17 protein-coding genes are annotated in these 18,533 nt (G+C 56.3%); 12 read left to right on the forward strand and 5 right to left on the reverse strand.

What is annotated here, in order from left to right; translation table 11 throughout:
* The first annotated feature begins 8 nt into the window (after positions 1 to 8).
* From yrfG to hslO, 3 genes are read left to right on the forward strand one after another with little or no spacing between them, the layout of a single operon-like run.
* Positions 9 to 692, forward strand: a complete 684-nt coding sequence (gene yrfG, locus ACQG0S_RS20740) for a GMP/IMP nucleotidase (RefSeq protein ID WP_426750740.1) — start codon at positions 9 to 11, stop codon at positions 690 to 692.
* The gene (gene hslR / locus ACQG0S_RS20745) at positions 689 to 1,090 is read left to right on the forward strand and encodes a ribosome-associated heat shock protein Hsp15 (RefSeq protein ID WP_003861618.1); all 402 of its coding nucleotides are present in this window, start codon (positions 689 to 691) and stop codon (positions 1,088 to 1,090) included. The genes yrfG and hslR overlap by 4 nt, the downstream gene beginning before the upstream one ends.
* 18 nt (positions 1,091 to 1,108) lie before the next feature.
* Complete coding sequence (gene hslO / locus ACQG0S_RS20750; protein ID WP_162268585.1) at positions 1,109 to 1,993, forward strand: Hsp33 family molecular chaperone HslO; 885 nt, start codon at positions 1,109 to 1,111, stop codon at positions 1,991 to 1,993.
* 122 nt (positions 1,994 to 2,115) lie between these two features.
* Here hslO and ACQG0S_RS20755 read toward each other — a convergent pair whose 3' ends face one another.
* Positions 2,116 to 2,985, reverse strand: coding sequence for a DUF4153 domain-containing protein (locus ACQG0S_RS20755; protein WP_225303531.1), 870 nt, complete (start codon positions 2,983 to 2,985; stop codon positions 2,116 to 2,118).
* 28 nt (positions 2,986 to 3,013) lie between these two features.
* On the reverse strand, positions 3,014 to 3,862 hold the full coding sequence (locus ACQG0S_RS20760; protein WP_225303530.1) for a hypothetical protein: 849 nt from the start codon (positions 3,860 to 3,862) through the stop codon (positions 3,014 to 3,016).
* Positions 3,863 to 4,238: 376 nt separating this feature from the next.
* On the opposite strand from ACQG0S_RS20760, the gene pckA reads away from it, so the two are divergent.
* The gene (pckA, locus tag ACQG0S_RS20765) at positions 4,239 to 5,855 is read left to right on the forward strand and encodes a phosphoenolpyruvate carboxykinase (ATP) (protein WP_032626808.1); all 1,617 of its coding nucleotides are present in this window, start codon (positions 4,239 to 4,241) and stop codon (positions 5,853 to 5,855) included.
* A 530-nt stretch (positions 5,856 to 6,385) separates the two neighbouring features.
* On the opposite strand, the gene envZ is transcribed toward pckA, so the two are convergent.
* Together envZ and ompR are read right to left on the reverse strand one after the other, a co-directional pair.
* A complete protein-coding gene (envZ, locus tag ACQG0S_RS20770; protein ID WP_003861615.1) occupies positions 6,386 to 7,732 on the reverse strand; it encodes a two-component system sensor histidine kinase EnvZ in 1,347 nt (448 codons plus the stop codon).
* On the reverse strand, positions 7,729 to 8,448 hold the full coding sequence (gene ompR / locus ACQG0S_RS20775) for a two-component system response regulator OmpR (protein ID WP_001157751.1): 720 nt from the start codon (positions 8,446 to 8,448) through the stop codon (positions 7,729 to 7,731). Before ompR ends, envZ begins: the two co-directional genes overlap by 4 nt.
* A gap of 228 nt (positions 8,449 to 8,676) precedes the next feature.
* Here ompR and greB point away from each other — a divergent pair, with 228 nt between their 5' ends.
* From greB to feoC, 5 genes are all read left to right on the forward strand, one after another.
* Positions 8,677 to 9,150, forward strand: coding sequence for a transcription elongation factor GreB (gene greB / locus ACQG0S_RS20780; protein WP_022649631.1), 474 nt, complete (start codon positions 8,677 to 8,679; stop codon positions 9,148 to 9,150).
* An 87-nt stretch (positions 9,151 to 9,237) separates the two neighbouring features.
* Positions 9,238 to 11,568, forward strand: a complete 2,331-nt coding sequence (locus tag ACQG0S_RS20785) for a Tex family protein (RefSeq protein WP_048966618.1) — start codon at positions 9,238 to 9,240, stop codon at positions 11,566 to 11,568.
* 336 nt (positions 11,569 to 11,904) lie between these two features.
* Positions 11,905 to 12,132, forward strand: coding sequence for a ferrous iron transporter A (gene feoA / locus ACQG0S_RS20790; protein ID WP_022649633.1), 228 nt, complete (start codon positions 11,905 to 11,907; stop codon positions 12,130 to 12,132).
* 30 nt (positions 12,133 to 12,162) lie between these two features.
* Positions 12,163 to 14,481: a Fe(2+) transporter permease subunit FeoB gene (gene feoB / locus ACQG0S_RS20795; protein ID WP_058645894.1), complete on the forward strand. Its 2,319-nt coding sequence runs from the start codon at positions 12,163 to 12,165 to the stop codon at positions 14,479 to 14,481.
* Between the two features lie 11 nt (positions 14,482 to 14,492).
* A complete protein-coding gene (feoC, locus tag ACQG0S_RS20800; protein WP_015571443.1) occupies positions 14,493 to 14,729 on the forward strand; it encodes a [Fe-S]-dependent transcriptional repressor FeoC in 237 nt (78 codons plus the stop codon).
* On the opposite strand, the gene bioH is transcribed toward feoC, so the two are convergent.
* Positions 14,704 to 15,486 (reverse strand): pimeloyl-ACP methyl ester esterase BioH, encoded by a 783-nt coding sequence (bioH, locus tag ACQG0S_RS20805; RefSeq protein ID WP_023298786.1) that lies wholly within the window; start codon positions 15,484 to 15,486, stop codon positions 14,704 to 14,706. The genes feoC and bioH overlap by 26 nt on opposite strands.
* Positions 15,487 to 15,522: 36 nt before the next feature.
* Between bioH and gntX the strand changes: the two genes are divergently transcribed.
* The 3 genes from gntX (at position 15,523) to gntT (ending at position 18,462) form a co-directional block, all read left to right on the forward strand.
* A complete protein-coding gene (gntX, locus tag ACQG0S_RS20810) occupies positions 15,523 to 16,203 on the forward strand; it encodes a DNA utilization protein GntX (RefSeq protein WP_023298787.1) in 681 nt (226 codons plus the stop codon).
* 61 nt (positions 16,204 to 16,264) lie between these two features.
* The gene (nfuA, locus tag ACQG0S_RS20815; RefSeq protein ID WP_003861601.1) at positions 16,265 to 16,840 is read left to right on the forward strand and encodes a Fe-S biogenesis protein NfuA; all 576 of its coding nucleotides are present in this window, start codon (positions 16,265 to 16,267) and stop codon (positions 16,838 to 16,840) included.
* 305 nt (positions 16,841 to 17,145) lie between these two features.
* Positions 17,146 to 18,462, forward strand: a complete 1,317-nt coding sequence (gntT, locus tag ACQG0S_RS20820; RefSeq protein ID WP_023298788.1) for a gluconate transporter — start codon at positions 17,146 to 17,148, stop codon at positions 18,460 to 18,462.
* Positions 18,463 to 18,533: the final 71 nt, after the last annotated feature.

Consider the following 18,533-nt stretch of genomic DNA (forward strand, 5'->3'; position numbering starts at 1 on the left):
TCCCCCTTATGCATCTTAATATCGACTGGCAGGCGGTCGATACCGTCCTGCTTGATATGGACGGCACGCTGCTTGATCTCGCCTTTGATAACTATTTCTGGCAAAAGCTGGTTCCGGAAACGTACGGTGAACAGCAGGGGATCTCCCCGGCGGAAGCGCAGGAATTCATTCGTTCGCAATATAGCGCGGTGCAGCATACGCTAAACTGGTACTGTCTTGACTACTGGAGCGAGCGACTCGGTCTGGATATTTGCGCCATGACCACCGCCCAGGGCGCACGCGCCGTACTGCGCGAAGATACGGTCCCGTTCCTGGACGCGCTGAAAGCCTGCGGTAAGCGCCGTATTTTGCTGACAAATGCGCATCCCCATAACCTGGCCGTGAAGCTGGAACATACCGGTCTTGCTTCGCACCTTGATTTATTGCTTTCCACCCACACATTTGGTTATCCGAAAGAGGATCAGCAGTTGTGGCATGCCGTGGTGGAAGAGACCGGTTTACAGCCGGAACGCACGCTGTTCATTGACGACAGCGAGCCGATTCTGGATTCTGCGGCCGCATTTGGCATTCGCTATTGTCTGGGCGTGACCAATCCTGATTCCGGCCTGGCTGAAAAAAGCTATCTGCGACATCCGGGGCTGAACGACTATCGCCGGATGATCCCCTCACTCACCGTGAAGGAGACGCCATGAAAGAAAAACCCTCTGATGGGGTAAGACTGGATAAATGGCTGTGGGCCGCCCGTTTTTACAAAACGCGCGCCCTTGCCCGAGAAATGGTTGACGGCGGAAAGGTGCATTACAACGGTCAGCGCAGCAAACCGAGCAAGCTGGTTGAACTGAATGCCACGTTAACGCTTCGCCAGGGCAACGATGAGAAAACGGTGGTGGTGAAAGCCATTACCGAACAGCGGCGGCCCGCAACCGAAGCCGTTTTGCTGTATGAAGAGACGGCCGAAAGCATAGAGAAGCGCGAGAAAACCGCGCTGGCGCGCAAAATGAACGCGCTGACGATGCCTCACCCGGACCGGCGACCGGATAAAAAAGAGCGCCGCGATCTGATGAAATTTAAACACGGTGAGAGCGAGTAACCCTCACCTGCATGAGAGATGAAAATGGCCCAACACGACCAATTACACCGCTATCTGTTTGAACAATTCGCCGTGCGCGGCGAGCTGGTCACCGTATCCGAAACCTGGAAACAGATTCTGGAAAACCACAACTACCCGCTGCCGGTAAAAACCCTGTTGGGCGAACTGCTGGTTGCCACCAGCCTGCTGACCGCCACGCTGAAGTTCGCTGGCGATATTACCGTCCAGTTGCAGGGCGATGGCCCAATGTCACTGGCGGTGATCAACGGCAATAACCAGCAGCAGATGCGCGGCGTGGCGCGCGTTCAGGGCGATATCCCTGAAAATGCGGATCTGAAAACGCTGGTCGGAAATGGCTACCTGGTTATCACGATCTCGCCTGAAGAAGGTGAGCGCTATCAGGGCGTTGTCGGTCTGGAAGGCGATACGCTTGCCGCCTGCCTGGAAGATTACTTCATGCGTTCCGAACAGCTGCCAACCCGTCTGTTCATCCGCACCGGTGAAGTGGATGGCCAGCCTGCTGCCGGCGGTATGCTGCTTCAGGTTCTGCCTGCGCAGGATGCGCAGACCAATGATTTCGAACATCTGGCAACGCTGACGGAAACCATCAAAGCGGAAGAGCTGTTCACCCTGTCGGCGACCGACGTGCTGTGGCGTCTCTACCACGAAGAAGAAGTGACGGTTTACGATCCGCAGGCGGTGGAATTTAAGTGCACCTGCTCCCGCGAGCGTTGTGCTGGCGCCCTGAAAACGCTGCCGGATGAAGAGATCGACAGCATCATGGTGGAAGACGGTGAAATCGATATGCACTGTGACTACTGTGGTACGCACTACGTGTTCAATTCGATGGATATCGCGGAGATCCGCAATAACGCCTCTCCGGCGGATCCGCAGGTTCACTAAGCTCTGAGCCTGTTGCCCGGCGGCGCTACGCTTGCACGGGCCTACAATGAATTGTGCAATTTTTTGATATGATTGCTAATTGTAGGCCGGGTAAGCGTAGCGCCACCCGGCAAGAAAGAGCACTAACGCCGCCGCGCATTATTGTAACTGTCGTAGCTCATATCGACACGCTCCCCAAAAATCTCAATATCCGCCCAGGGCTTCACGACAGATTTCACTTTCCTCTGCCTTAATGCGCGGTCAAGTTCTTCTCTGGTCAATGCCTCCGGCATTTTCCACGCGTCCCCGGCGATCCTCCAGCCCGTGTTGGTTTGTGTGTAAGCCACGATCGTGCGATCGGTAAATTGAAATAGCACGACTTCAGGCTTGCCGTCGCCGTTAAGATCCAGCGGCATGAGTAAACAGTTACTCTGGGCGCTATCGCAGCTCTCAAAGCGATACTGATTGCTGAGCATGGCTTGCCACAATGCCTTATCAGGACGAGCCATTCCCGGTGCGAGCTGGACCTGTTTTTCCAGCATCGCGGCGGTCATCTTACCTGCTCCGCCAGCGTTCCTGGAGAGAAGACCATTTATTTCACGCTGGCGTTTTGGGTTAGAGATAAACTGCGGATCGTTTTGCAGCGTGAGCATTGCCTCCCGCCCCTTTCGTCCAGCGTTACTGAGCATATACAGGCTGACTTGATCCGCCGTTATTCTGCCGTCCTGATAGCGGGCCATATGGCTTGCAACGCTTATTCGCCACGGATCCAGCACGGAGGTATGGATCAACGCCAGGAAAATGAGGGAAAGCAGCCCGGTCGCCGGTATGACGTACGCATGGATCTTCTGCGGTTCACGGCGCTGAATCAGAACGCTGGCGCAAAAACCGACCGCCCAGACCAGCGCCACGATGGTTATCAATACCCCGTACAGACGCTCGGGTGACCAGCCGTATTGCGAAATGCGTACACCCCGCCAGAACCGGGTACGCGGGTACGATAGCCACAGCAAGGCGAATCATCCCTCGCAGCGGGGCATATTAAGGCAGCGTTTGACGCTGTGGATGCCACACTATCGTCACCAGGAATAACAGCAGCAGCGCTAAGGTGGTCAGCAAGCCCGCGGCGGATATTCTGGCTGAAATGGATTCAAAGCCGACAAAAGGCAACGCGCCAATAAAGAGCAGCGCCAGCGCCGCCATCAGGGGAAGCAGACCGGTGGCTATGAGGGTCAGCAGATTTTGCAGGGCAAGGATTAACCTTACCTGCATACGCGTGAGCACGGCCGCACTGGCTGAAACCACGCCAATCGCCACTGAAATAAATCCGTCAGAATGAAAGAAAAGCCGATCAAAAAAGCCGATGCCGATAAGTTCGAAAAGCTCGGCCCAGAGGAAAAGCACCAGCCAGAAGAGACCATTCGAAACAAAAATAATGAGCAGCGTCAGCGCGTTATGCCAGTTTCGTTGATAAAAGTCGCTGTAGAACGAGGTAGTCGGGACGGGATCCAGACGCCGCTGAAGCCATGGCAACACGAACAGCGTCATCAGCAGCAGATGAAAGCCGAAAACGAGCATCTCATCTCTGAGATTCCAGCTTTCGAGTCCTGCAACGCTCCACTTAAGCCAGCCGCCCATACCCGCGACTGCCGCGCCGATCATCCCGAGTGACAGCCACAACAATGGCTTTCTGAATGACGTCATGGCAAGAGACAACGTGGTTGTCATTACCACGGTGGCAGGTACTACACACATCAGCCACAGCGTATCCGATGGCAATTTTGCGTACTCGATATACCACGTAATTACATACCAAATTACGCCCTGTAGAGCCCCCGCCAGCACGACGGCTACGCGCGTTGAAGGAGATAACGTCTCACGGTTTTCCATTTCTCATCCCTTGTTCATGAAAAATCTATTGTCTCATCAAGGCAAAAGTCTGGCCCCCACCTCAAACTCTGAAAATAGCTGACCCAAGAGACCTGAATCGTTTTCCCAATGTAACTCTTACGTAATTTTCTTTCATGTATGCGATTACATTCACATTCTTCTGGATAAATTCACCAGAGATTAACCTTTTAAGAACATTTTCCCCAACCAAAAAGCGATTCCTGCGATAATCTGCCCGCCCTGTGACTGGAGTCGCAGCGTTTTCCGTTAGTAAGGGTTTTGACCAGATACGTAAATCTATGAGCCCCGTCGCGGTTAACATCCCCAGAAAAACCCTACAATTTCAGGCAGTACATATTGGCTAAGGAGCAGTGATATGCGTGTTAATGGTTTAACCCCGCAAGATCTCAAGGCTTATGGTATTCACGACGTCCAGGAAGTGGTCTACAACCCCGATTACGATACGCTGTATCAGGAAGAGCTCAATCCGGCACTGGAAGGGTACGAGCGAGGTGTGTTGACGAATCTTGGTGCTATCGCCGTCGATACCGGTATTTTTACCGGCCGTTCGCCGAAAGATAAATACATCGTCCGAGATGATACCACCCGCGATACGCTGTGGTGGGCCGATAAAGGCAAAGGGAAGAACGATAACAAACCGCTCTCTCCTGAAACCTGGCAGCATCTGAAAGGGCTCGTCACCCATCAGCTTTCCGGCAAGCGTCTGTTCATCGTCGATGCTTTCTGCGGCGCTAACGCCGACACCCGTCTCTCCGTTCGGTTTATCACTGAAGTGGCCTGGCAGGCGCATTTCGTGAAGAACATGTTCATTCGTCCGACCGATGAAGAACTGCAAAACTTCACCCCTGACTTTATCGTGATGAACGGCGCGAAATGCACCAACCCGCAGTGGAAAGAGCAGGGTCTGAACTCCGAAAACTTCATCGCCTTCAACCTGACCGAGCGTATCCAGCTGATCGGCGGTACCTGGTACGGCGGCGAAATGAAGAAAGGGATGTTCTCGGTCATGAACTACCTGCTCCCGCTCCGCGGTATCGCCTCCATGCACTGCTCGGCGAACGTCGGTGAAAAAGGTGACGTGGCGGTGTTCTTCGGCCTTTCCGGCACCGGTAAAACGACGCTGTCCACCGATCCAAAACGTCGTCTGATTGGCGACGACGAGCACGGCTGGGACGACGACGGTGTGTTTAACTTTGAAGGCGGCTGCTACGCGAAAACCATTCGCCTGTCTGAAGAGGCAGAGCCGGATATCTATCACGCGATTCGCCGCGATGCGCTGCTGGAAAACGTCACCGTGCGTGCCGATGGCTCTGTCGACTTCGACGATGCGTCCAAAACCGAAAACACCCGCGTCTCTTACCCGATCTACCACATCGAGAACATCGTGAAGCCGGTGTCGAAGGCGGGTCATGCCACGAAGGTGATTTTCCTGACCGCGGATGCGTTTGGCGTGCTGCCACCGGTTTCCCGCCTGACCGCCAGCCAGACTCAGTACCATTTCCTCTCCGGCTTTACCGCTAAACTGGCGGGTACCGAGCGCGGTGTGACCGAGCCAACCCCAACCTTCTCCGCCTGCTTCGGCGCGGCGTTCCTGTCGCTACACCCAACGCAGTATGCGGAAGTGCTGGTGAAACGCATGCAGGCATCCGGCGCACAGGCATACCTGGTGAACACCGGCTGGAACGGGACGGGCAAACGTATCTCCATCAAAGATACACGCGCCATCATCGACGCGATTCTGGATGGTTCATTGGATAACGCCGAGACCTTTACGCTGCCGATGTTCAATCTGGCGATCCCAACAGAGCTGCCTGGCGTGGATACGCGTATCCTCGATCCGCGCAACACCTATGGTTCACCGGAACAGTGGCGTGAGAAGGCAGAATCGTTGGCGAAACTGTTTATCGAAAACTTCGAGAAGTATACCGACACCCCGGCGGGTGCTGCGCTGGTGAGTGCGGGACCAAGGTAAAAGCAAAAAGGCAACGAAAGTTGCCTTTTTTAATGTTTTCTCCCTCTCCCCGTGGGCTGAGGGATCCCCAGTAATTTTTTTATGCAGAAGCAATAAAGTTGCTTTCTAAATGACTGAGGGCTGTCAGCGATGCCCTGGTCCGGCTGTAAATCGCTGAGGCGTTTCCTGCAGGCCGGGGCGAGGCGCAGGGATGCGCCGAGAGGGCGGCTTTACAGGGACGTTGCCTCCGCCCGTACCCGATAAGCCGGAAGGAATAAGCCGAGGGCACCGCGAAGCGGCGATTTACCGCCGGGAGCCCGGGTCGCCAGGGTGGTGGCGACTGAGCCACCCTGGCACGTTCACCGGTCATGTCGTTACAGAGTAGCAAGGAACATTAAGTGAACGGAATGACCACCACCGCCGTATATTCCCCTCACCCTAACCCTCTCCCCGGAGGGGCGAGGGGATTGCTCAGTGCTCGCATTAATTTGTGGGGAACCCTCAGCCCCGTGGGAGAGGGCCGGGGTGAGGGCATCAGGCCCCACCCTTTTTTAACTCTCTTTCACCTGCCCCCGTAAAACCGGCACCGGTAACCATGCGCGAATGCTCAAACCACCCCGTTCGCTGGTGCCAATTTCCAGCAGTCCGTTATGGTTATCAACAATACGCTGCACAATCGCCAGGCCTAAACCGGTTCCGCTGGTGCTGCGCGCGCTGTCGCCGCGCACAAACGGCTGGAACAGGTGCTTACGCTGCTCAGGCTTGATGCCCGGGCCATCGTCTTCCACCTGGAACCAGGCGCGGTTGAGTTCCGTACCGCTGCTGACTTTAATCCAACCGTTGCCGTAGCGCGCCGCGTTGACCACCATATTCGCCACCGCGCGTTTGATGGAGAGCGGGTGCATACGTACCTGAATCTCGCCCGCCTGAAGGTCGGTCGCAATTTCACGTTCATAACCGCTTTCGGCGGCAACAACTTCGCCCAGAACCGCGTTCAGATCCGCCATCTCCATCGGCATCTCCTGCCCGGTACGCAGGTAGTCGATAAACTGCTCGATGATGGCGTTACACTCTTCGATATCCTTGTTGATGGACTCTGCAAGATAACCATCCTGCTCGCCCATCATCTCTGTTGCCAGCCGGATACGTGTCAGCGGGGTGCGAAGGTCATGGCTAACCCCCGCCATCAGCAGCGTACGGTCGTCAGCCAGCTGTTTAACGCCTGCCGCCATGTGGTTAAAAGCACGCGTTACCGAGCGCACTTCCGATGCGCCATACTCGCGCAGCGGCGGTGGGATAATACCTTTACCAACCTGCAATGCCGCATGCTCCAGGTCGACCAGCGGTCGGTTCTGGATACGAATAAACAGCCATGCGCCACCGATGGCCAGCAGCATGATCGCCAGGGTGTATCGGAACAGCGGTGAGAAGTCGCCCTGATGAATCTCTGTGAGCGGAACACGCACCCAGATGTTGGGTGACAGCCAGGTTTTCAGCCAGACAACCGGCGAGCTTTTATTGACCTCAACGCGCACTTCAGTCGGGCCGCCAAGCTGCTGCGCCATCTGCTGGCTAAGGAATTCATAGTGCTGCGCCCAGCGCAGGCCGGCATCTTCCGCCGCTTCGTTCGAATAGAGAGAAATGCCCAACTCACGGTAGATTTCCCGACGGAATGCCGGGGGAACAACCAACTGCGTGCCGTCCTCCAGTTGCAGTTTGTCGGTCATCAGCATACGCACTTCGTATGCCAGCACCTTATTAAACTGCTGAAGGCTCGGCAGGATCGCAAAGTTCAGCACCACCAGGTAGGTCGTCACCAGGCTGACAAACAGCAGGGTGACGATCAATAACAGCGTGCGGGCAAACGAACTTCGCGGCGAGAAGCGCATTCGCCTCATGCTTTAGAGCCGTCCGGGACAAACACGTAGCCCAGACCCCACACGGTCTGAATATAACGAGGATGCGCCGGATCTTCTTCCACCATGCGGCGCAGACGAGAGATCTGCACGTCGATAGAACGTTCCATTGCGGAGTATTCACGGCCGCGCGCCAGGTTCATCAGCTTGTCACGTGAAAGCGGTTCACGCGGGTGGCTGACCAGCGCTTTCAGTACCGCAAACTCGCCGCTGGTGAGCGGCATTGGCTCATCTTCACGGAACATTTCACGGGTGCCGAGGTTCAGCTTGAACTTACCGAATGCAATGACGGCCTCTTCCTGAGACGGCGCACCCGGCAGCTCGTTCGCCTGACGACGCAGCACGGCGCGAATACGCGCCAGCAGTTCACGCGGGTTGAACGGCTTAGGAATGTAGTCATCAGCGCCAATCTCAAGGCCGACGATACGGTCAACTTCTTCACCCTTCGCCGTCACCATGATGATTGGCATCGGGTTGCTCTGGCTACGCAGACGACGGCAAATAGAGAGCCCATCTTCGCCAGGCAGCATCAGGTCCAACACCATCAGGTGGAAGGATTCACGCGTCAGCAGACGATCCATCTGTTCCGCGTTCGCGACGCTACGAACCTGGAAGCCCTGCTCGGTCAGATAACGTTCCAGCAGCGCACGCAGGCGCATGTCGTCATCTACGACCAGAATTTTGTAGTTCTCTTGCATTGTGTGTACTCCCAAAGGTTCGGATAAGCCTGGAACAGCGTATTCTAAAAAAGTGCACGGGTTCGACCAGCAAATTCTGGTATAAATTCTAGACGAAATTGTTACAAAGCATATTTAACAGCAGCTTATCTGTTCATTTCATCACATAAATCATTATTAATCTTGTCTGTTACACTGTGCGCTACGTATTGTGCGCAAAGACAGTTAACCGGCATTAAAGGCAGCACCATGAAAACGCCTCTGATCACCCGCGAAGGGTACGAGAAACTCAAAAAAGAGATGGATTACCTGTGGCGCGAAGAGCGTCCGGAAGTGACCAAAAAAGTCACCTGGGCCGCAAGTCTGGGCGACCGCAGCGAGAATGCGGACTATCAGTACAATAAAAAGCGACTGCGCGAAATCGATCGCCGGGTACGCTACCTGACGAAATGCCTCGAGAATCTCAAAATTGTCGATTACTCCCCGCAGCAGGAAGGTAAAGTGTTCTTCGGCGCGTGGGTCGAAATTGAAAACGACAACGGCGACACCCTGCGTTTTCGTATCGTCGGCTATGATGAAATTTTCGGTCGTAAGGATTACATTTCTATCGATTCACCCATGGCCCGCGCCCTGCTGAAAAAAGAGGTGGGCGATTTAGCCGTTGTCCAGACGCCCGCGGGTGAAGCAAGCTGGTACGTCAACGAAATCGAGTATGTTAAATAGTCCGAGAGCGCCCTCCCCGGCTGGCATTTTTTGGTGTCAGCCCGTATAACTATCCCCCTGATTTTCGATCCACAAGATGAACTGACCATGATGAAAGAGTCGCTCTGCCGCATTATTGCGGGTGATATTCAGGCCAGAGCCGAACAGGTAGAAGCTGCCGTTCGTCTGCTTGATGAAGGGAACACCGTGCCGTTTATTGCACGTTATCGTAAGGAAGTCACCGGCGGTCTGGATGACACGCAGCTGCGTAACCTTGAGACCCGTCTGGGCTATCTGCGCGAGCTGGAAGACCGACGTCAGGCGATCCTCAAATCTATCGGCGAGCAGGGCAAGCTGACCAGTGACCTGGAAAAAGCCATTAACGGTACCCTGAGCAAAACCGAACTTGAAGATCTCTATCTGCCGTACAAACCGAAGCGCCGCACGCGCGGGCAGATTGCGATCGAAGCCGGCCTTGAGCCGCTGGCCGACCTGCTGTGGAACGAGCCGTCTCACGATCCGGAAACCGAAGCCGCCAGATTTATCGACGCCGAAAAAGGCGTAGCGGACACCAAAGCCGCGCTGGACGGCGCTCGCTACATTCTGATGGAGCGCTTCGCCGAAGACGCGGCACTGCTGGCCAAAGTGCGTGATTACCTGTGGAAGAACGCCCATATCGTCTCCACCGTGGTGTCCGGCAAAGAGGACGAAGGCGCGAAATTCCGCGACTACTTCGATCACCACGAACCCATTTCTACCGCGCCGTCTCACCGCGCGCTGGCGATGTTCCGCGGTCGTAACGAAGGCATGCTGCAGCTCTCCCTGAATGCCGATCCGCAGTTTGACGAGCCGCCTAAAGAGAGCCACTGTGAGCAGATCATTATGGATCACCTCGGTCTGCGCCTGAACAACGCCCCGGCGGACAGCTGGCGCAAAGGCGTGGTGAGCTGGACCTGGCGCATCAAGGTGCTCATGCACCTCGAAACCGAGCTGATGGGCACCGTGCGCGAGCGCGCCGAAGACGAAGCGATCAACGTCTTCGCCCGTAACCTGCACGACCTGCTGATGGCTGCGCCGGCTGGCCTGCGCGCCACCATGGGTCTCGATCCGGGTCTGCGCACCGGCGTGAAGGTGGCCGTGGTTGACGGCACCGGCAAGCTGGTTGCCACCGACACCATTTACCCGCACACCGGTCAGGCAGCGAAAGCGGCTATCGTGGTCGCCGCGCTGTGCGAGAAGTACAACGTTGAGCTGGTTGCCATCGGTAACGGTACGGCGTCCCGCGAAACCGAACGTTTCTATCTCGACGTGCAGAAGCAGTTCCCGAAAGTGACGGCGCAGAAAGTGATCGTCAGCGAAGCGGGGGCATCTGTCTATTCCGCCTCTGAGCTGGCAGCGCAGGAGTTCCCGGAACTGGACGTTTCCTTGCGCGGTGCGGTCTCTATCGCCCGTCGTTTGCAGGATCCGCTGGCGGAGCTGGTGAAAATTGACCCGAAATCCATCGGCGTGGGCCAGTATCAGCACGACGTGAGCCAGACGCAGCTGGCGCGCAAGCTGGATGCGGTGGTGGAAGACTGCGTTAACGCCGTCGGCGTGGACCTGAACACCGCTTCCGTTCCGCTGCTGACCCGCGTAGCAGGCCTGACCCGTATGATGGCGCAGAATATCGTCGCCTGGCGTGATGAGAACGGTCAGTTCCAGAACCGCCAGCAGCTGCTGAAGGTGAGCCGTCTGGGGCCGAAAGCTTTTGAGCAGTGCGCGGGCTTCCTGCGCATCAACCACGGCGATAACCCGCTGGATGCCTCTACCGTTCACCCGGAAGCCTATCCGGTTGTCGAGCGTATCCTGGCCGCCACCCAGCAGGCGCTGAAAGACCTGATGGGCGACAGCAGCGCGCTGCGTAACCTGAAAGCGGTGGATTTTACCGACGAACAGTTCGGCGTGCCGACGGTCACTGACATCATCAAAGAGCTGGAAAAACCGGGCCGCGATCCGCGTCCTGAGTTTAAAACCGCGACCTTTGCTGACGGCGTGGAAACCATGAACGACCTGCTGCCGGGCATGGTGCTGGAAGGGGCGGTAACCAACGTCACCAACTTTGGCGCGTTTGTGGATATCGGCGTGCATCAGGACGGTCTGGTGCATATCTCTTCCCTCGCCGACAAGTTCGTTGAAGATCCGCACACCGTGGTCAAAGCGGGCGACATCGTGAAGGTGAAAGTGCTGGAAGTGGATCTTCAGCGTAAGCGTATCGCCCTGACCATGCGTCTGGACGAGCAGCCGGGCGACACTAACGCGCGCCGTGGCGGTAATGGCGGTGGCCGTGAACAGCAGCGTCCGGCAGCGAAAGCCGCGAAGCCACGCGGACGTGACGCACAGCCAGCAGGCAACAGCGCGATGATGGATGCTCTGGCAGCGGCGATGGGTAAGAAACGCTAATCCTGTAAATGCCCCTCACCCTAACCCTCTCCCCAAAGGGGAGAGGGAACTTGAACACCCTCGCCCTTTTGGGGAGAGGGCCGGGGTGAGGGGAAAAATTATATCGTAAAATATGAAACCGATTGCATATCCATATTTAAACCGCTATTTATCACTCCATTAACAAATACGCTTTTTATTCCTTCCCGGGTATTCCCGCAAATATTGAGCAAGGTCAAGCAGACCGCAAATTAATACGATTAACAACATCCCGTCACATTTTTATTATTGCTGATAAAAACTATTCTCATTATCATCGCAGTGTTGATTATTTAACCTCTCGTGGAATCAGGCGCTATGCAATTCACTCCAGAAAGTGCGTGGAAAATTATCGGTTTTACCCGTGAGATAAGCCCGGCCTATCGGCAGAAGCTACTGTCACTGGGCATGCTACCCGGCTCATCATTCCAGGTGGTGCGCGTGGCGCCGTTGGGCGATCCTGTTCATATCGAAACCCGACGCGTTAATCTGGTTCTGCGTAAAAAAGACCTCGCATTAATTGAAGTTGAATCTTTATCCCGTTAACAAGCCAGCGGTTTCAGTGAGTCTAAAACAATGAAAAAATTAACTATTGGCTTAATTGGCAATCCTAATTCCGGCAAGACAACCTTATTTAATCAGTTAACCGGCGCACGCCAGCGTGTGGGAAATTGGGCAGGCGTAACGGTTGAACGCAAAGAAGGCCTGTTCACCACGACAGATAATCAGGTCACGCTGGTTGATTTACCGGGGACCTATTCACTCACCACAATTTCATCTCAGACCTCTCTCGATGAGCAAATTGCCTGCCACTATATTCTGAGCGGCGACGCGGATCTGCTCATCAATGTGGTGGATGCCTCCAATCTCGAACGAAATCTGTACCTCACGCTACAGCTGCTGGAGCTGGGGATCCCCTGCATCGTAGCGCTTAACATGCTCGACATCGCCGAGAAGCAAAAGCTGCGCATCGACGTCGACGCCCTCTCCGCCCGTCTGGGCTGCCCGGTGGTCCCGCTGGTTTCTACCCGCGCGCGCGGCATTGACGCCCTGAAGCTGGCAATTGACCGCCACACGGGCAATGCCGACGTCGAACTGGTGCACTACGCCCAGCCGCTGCTGCGCGAGGCCGGGCAGCTGGCGCAGGAGATGGACAACGCCATGCCCGCCAGACAGCGCCTGTGGCTTGGCTTGCAAATGCTGGAAGGCGATATCTACAGCCGCGCCTACGCAGGCGATGCGGCGGATAAACTGAGCGTTGCACAGGCTCGCCTGAGCGACGAGCTCGACGACCCGGCCCTGCATATTGCGGATGCGCGCTATCAGGCCATCGCCGCTATCTGTGACGTGGTCAGTAATGCATTAACCGCTGAACCCAGCCGCTTCACCGCCGCCGTGGATAAGATTGTGCTCAACCGCTTCCTCGGTTTGCCAATCTTTTTACTGGTGATGTACGTAATGTTCCTGCTCGCTATAAACATCGGCGGTGCATTACAACCCATCTTTGATGGCGGCTCTGTCGCTATCTTCGTGCACGGTATTCAGTGGCTGGGCTACACCCTCCACTTCCCGGAATGGTTGACCATCTTCCTTGCGCAGGGGATCGGCGGCGGGATCAACACCGTCCTGCCGCTGGTGCCGCAGATCGGCATGATGTACCTGTTCCTCTCCTTCCTTGAAGATTCCGGTTACATGGCACGCGCCGCCTTCGTGATGGACCGCCTGATGCAGGCGCTGGGGCTGCCGGGGAAATCCTTCGTGCCGCTGATTGTCGGTTTTGGCTGTAACGTGCCGTCAGTCATGGGCGCGCGTACGCTGGACGCACCGCGCGAACGCCTGATGACCATCATGATGGCGCCGTTCATGTCCTGCGGCGCACGTCTGGCGATCTTCGCGGTCTTTGCCGCGGCGTTCTTTGGTCAGGAAGGGGCGCTGGCCGTCTTCTCCCTGTATGTGCTGGGTATCGTGATGGCTATTCTCACCGGCCTGATGCTGAAGCACACCATCATGCGTGGCGAAGCGTCGCCGTTCGTGATGGAACTGCCGGTTTATCACGTTCCGCACCTGAAAAGCCTGATTATCCAAACCTGGCAACGCCTGAAGGGCTTTGTTCTGCGCGCCGGTAAGGTGATTGTAGTGGTCAGCATTTTCCTGAGCGCCCTGAACAGCTTCACCCTGAGCGGCCAGGCAGCGGACAACATTAATGACTCTGCCCTTGCCTCCGTTAGCCGGATCATTACGCCGGTCTTCAAACCGATTGGCGTACAGGAAGACAACTGGCAGGCAACCGTGGGCCTGTTCACCGGCGCGATGGCAAAAGAAGTGGTTGTCGGCACCCTGAACACGCTCTACACCGCGGAAAACATCCAGGAAGAGGAGTTCAACCCGGCAGAGTTCAGCCTCGGTGACGAACTTCTGGGTGCAGTAGAAGAGACCTGGCAGAGCCTGAAAGACACCTTCAGCCTGAGCGTGCTGGCGAACCCGATTGAAGCCAGCAAAGGCGACGGCGTAATGGCGACCGGAGCAATGGGCGTGATGGGCCAGAAATTTGGCAGCGCGTCGGCGGCCTACAGCTACCTGATCTTCGTCCTGCTCTATATTCCGTGCATCTCGGTCATGGGCGCCATTGCCCGTGAGTCCAGCCGCGGCTGGATGGGCTTCTCCATTCTGTGGGGGCTGAACATTGCCTACTCGCTGGCGACCGTGTTTTATCAAACCGTCAATTACAGCCAGCATCCGCGCTACAGCCTGGTCTGTATCCTCGCGGTGATCCTGTTTAACGTGATGGTGATTGGCCTGCTGCGCCGGGCGCGTAGCCGCGTTGACGTTAACCTGCTGGCAACGCGCAAAACCCCAACGACCTGCTGTAGTAGCCCTGCGGGCGACTGTCACTGAGGGGAAAAAAGATGGCATCGTTGATTCAGGTCCGTGACCTACTGGCGTTACAGGGACGAATGGAGGCGAAGCAGCTCAGCCTCAGCCTGCATACGCCGCAGCCGATGATCGATGCCATGCTGGAAAGGCTGGAGGCGATGGGGAAAGCCGTGCGCATTCAGGAAGAGCCGGACAGTTGTCTGTCCGGCAGTTGTAAAAGTTGTCCGGAAGGTAAAGCCTGCCTCAGGGAGTGGTGGACGCTTCGCTGATAAAATTGGACAGCGCCGAACAAAACTCAGCAGGATGAGAGATGAACGGCGCATGTGCCGCTTTGGCAACCACCATTGATTCACTCTCCGGCCACAGCGCATCCAGCAGCGGAACCACCTTGCGCGGGACCAGCCCATCCAGATAGCCATAAATACGCAGATGCGGCACCGTCAGTGACGCCAGCGGCTCACGCAGATCGGCCGTTTTCAGGATCTCCAGTCCACCGTTCAGCACCTCAACCTCCGGCATCGGCAGGGAAAGCACCGTCTGCTTCAGCATCCGCGCGTCCTGACGGGCGGTTTCAGTTCCCATCGTCTGCAACGCCAGGAAACGCTCCACCGTCCGCTGGAAATCTTCGCTCAACTGGTGCTGGAACCCGGCCAGCACCTCAGGTTTGATGCCCGGCCACGCCTCGCGGGCGCTGAAACAGGGTGATGAGGCAACGGTGATCAGCGCCTGCACCCGCTCAGGATGGCGCAGCGCAATCTGGCTTGCCACCAGCCCGCCCAGGCTCCAGCCGAGCCAGACGGCTTTTTGCGGTGCCGCTTCCAGAACCTGCTCCGCCATGTCCTCGAGCGTCATCGCGCCGTAGCCGTGGCTACGGCCATACCCCGGCAGATCCACCAGGTGTACCGTAAATTGCGAGGCCAGTTCCTCACTTATGCAACGCCACACTTCGGCGTTCAGTCCCCATCCGTGCAGCAGCACAAGATGACAATTTCCCGTCCCAACGGTCTGCCACCACAGCGTCTTCATCAGTTAACGTTCTCTTTTTTCACATGGAGGTTGCGTATGCTAACAGTGCCCGGCTTGTGCTGGCTATGCCGAATGCCACTTGCGCTGAGCGCGTGGGGCGTCTGTTCCGTTTGCACGGGAGCGCTGGGTTACCTGAAGGGCTGTCCGCAATGCGGCTTGCCTGCCGTAAGCCAGACGCTCCCCTGTGGTCGATGCCTGAAAAAAGCGCCGCCGTGGAGCGCGCTGGTGGCGGTGGATGATTACGTTTTGCCGCTGAGTCGTCTGGTTCATCAGTTTAAGTTTTCCAGCCAGTTCGCGCTGGCGCAGCCACTGGCACGCCTGTTATTACTGGCGGTATTGCAGGCGCGAAGAACGCGTGGGCTACCGTCGGTCGACACGCTCGTGAACGTGCCACTCTTTCAGCGTCGGCACTGGCGGCGGGGATACAATCAGAGCGACCTGCTGTGCCGTCCGCTCGCCCGCTGGCTGGGTTGCCGGTACCCCGCCTCTGCGCTGAAACGTATTCATGCCACTGCCGTTCAGCACCGGCTCAACGCCCGGTCGCGCAAAAGAAACCTGAAAAACGCCTTTCGCCTTGAATTGCCGGTCAACGGTCTCCATATCGCGATTGTGGATGATGTCGTCACCACGGGCAGTACCGTGGCTGAACTTTCCCGACTGCTTTTGCAAAGCGGCGCCGCGTCAGTTCAGGTATGGTGTCTGTGCCGTACCTTGTAGCCCTTCTTCAATGGGCGTATGATTATACCCAGGTAATTTAGTCAACTATTAGGCCAAAGCTATGATCCGTATTTCCGATTCTGCACAAGCGCACTTTGCCAAACTGCTGGCAAATCAGGAAGAAGGGACGCAGATCCGCGTGTTTGTGATCAATCCAGGCACTCCGAATGCAGAATGTGGTGTCTCTTATTGTCCTCCGGATGCTGTGGAAGCAACTGACACTGCCCTTAAATTTGAACAGCTCACCGCGTACGTTGACGAGCTGAGCGCGCCGTATCTTGAAGATGCGGAGATTGATTTCGTCACCGACCAGCTGGGTTCTCAGCTGACGCTGAAGGCGCCAAACGCGAAGATGCGTAAAGTCTCTGACGATGCCCCGCTGATGGAGCGTGTGGAATATCTGCTGCAATCGCAGATCAACCCGCAGCTGGCCGGCCACGGTGGACGTGTTTCCCTGATGGAAATCACCGAAGATGGTCTGGCGATCCTGCAATTCGGCGGCGGCTGTAACGGCTGCTCCATGGTCGATGTAACCCTGAAAGAAGGGATCGAGAAGCAGCTGCTGAACGAATTCCCGGAACTGAAAGGCGTGCGCGATCTGACCGAACACCAGCGCGGCGAGCACTCTTACTACTAATTCAGTGCCCGTCTGTATTGCCCGGTGGCGCTGCGCTTACCGGGCCTGCTTTTTCTTGCCTCCCCCTCTATATGTTGACCTGCGTCTCATAATTCAAATTTTGCCTCCCTGGGTGATTCTCAATCACGCCATGTTACCCGTATCATTCCCATGGGCACTCAACACCCTTATAACAGCCGACTAAACTTATCGTTTTCGCAGGCATCAGTATGAGTGCCGTTAATACTCTGTTCCCAGTTGGGACAACCGGAATTTGTCGTTGAAACAATGACGTTACCCATAACAATTCAAAGGCCAGGTCAATCATGCCATTAGTCATCGTCGCTATCGGTGTTGTGTTATTACTGCTCTTGATGATCCGCTTCAAAATGAACGGATTTATCGCTCTGGTTCTGGTGGCACTTGCAGTCGGTCTGATGCAGGGAATGCCGCTGGTTAAAGTTATCAGCTCCATTAAAGCCGGTGTCGGCGGTACGCTCGGCAGCCTGGCGCTGATCATGGGCTTCGGCGCCATGCTCGGTAAAATGCTCGCGGACTGCGGTGGCGCGCAGCGTATTGCCACTACCCTTATCGATAAATTTGGCAAGCAGCACATCCAGTGGGCGGTGGTGTTAACCGGTTTTACCGTCGGTTTCGCACTGTTCTATGAAGTGGGCTTCGTCCTGATGCTGCCGCTGGTGTTCACCATCGCCGCTGCCGCCAACATCCCGCTGCTGTTCGTAGGCGTACCGATGGCTGCGGCGCTGTCCGTCACCCACGGCTTCCTGCCGCCGCATCCGGGTCCAACGGCTATCGCCACCATCTTCCATGCCGACATGGGTAAAACCCTGCTGTTCGGTACGATTCTGGCGATCCCAACGGTTATCCTGGCCGGTCCTGTTTATGCGCGCTTCCTGAAAGGCATTGATAAGCCCATCCCGGAAGGCCTGTACAGCGCCAAAACCTTCACAGATGCAGAGATGCCTGGCTTTGGCGTCAGCGTCTGGACCTCTCTGGTGCCGGTGATCCTGATGGCAATGCGTGCCGTAGCAGAGATGGTTCTGCCGAAAGGTCACGCGTTCCTGTCCGTTGCGGAGTTCCTGGGCGACCCGGTGATGGCAACGCTGATTGCGGTCCTGATCGCCATGTTCACCTTCGGTCTTAACCGTGGTCGTTCCATGGATCAGATCAACGACACGCTGACCTCTTCCATCAAAATCATTGCCATGATGCTGCTGATCATCGGCGGTGGCGGCGCGTTTAAGCAGGTGCTGGTCGACAGCGGCGTGGATAAATACATTGCTGCCATGATGCATGAAACCAACGTATCGCCGCTCCTGATGGCATGGTCTATTGCCGCGGTGCTGCGTATCGCGCTGGGCTCTGCAACCGTTGCGGCGATTACCGCGGGTGGTATCGTTGCGCCGCTGATTGCGACCACGGGCGTAAGCCCTGAGCTGATGGTTATCGCGGTCGGTTCGGGCAGCGTGATTTTCTCCCACGTGAACGATCCGGGCTTCTGGCTGTTCAAGGAGTACTTCAACCTGACCATCGGTGAAACCATCAAGTCCTGGTCCGCGCTGGAAACCATTATTTCGGTGTGCGGTCTGGTCGGGGTGCTGCTGTTGAATATGGTGATTTAATGCCATGAGTCGGGAGGCGGCTACGCCTTACCCGACCTACATGAGCACGACCTGATAATAAAAAACCCGCC

Origin of the sequence: Enterobacter cloacae complex sp. 418I7, assembly GCF_050030705.1 — a bacterium.
Classification (GTDB): Bacteria; Pseudomonadota; Gammaproteobacteria; order Enterobacterales; family Enterobacteriaceae; genus Enterobacter; species Enterobacter intestinihominis.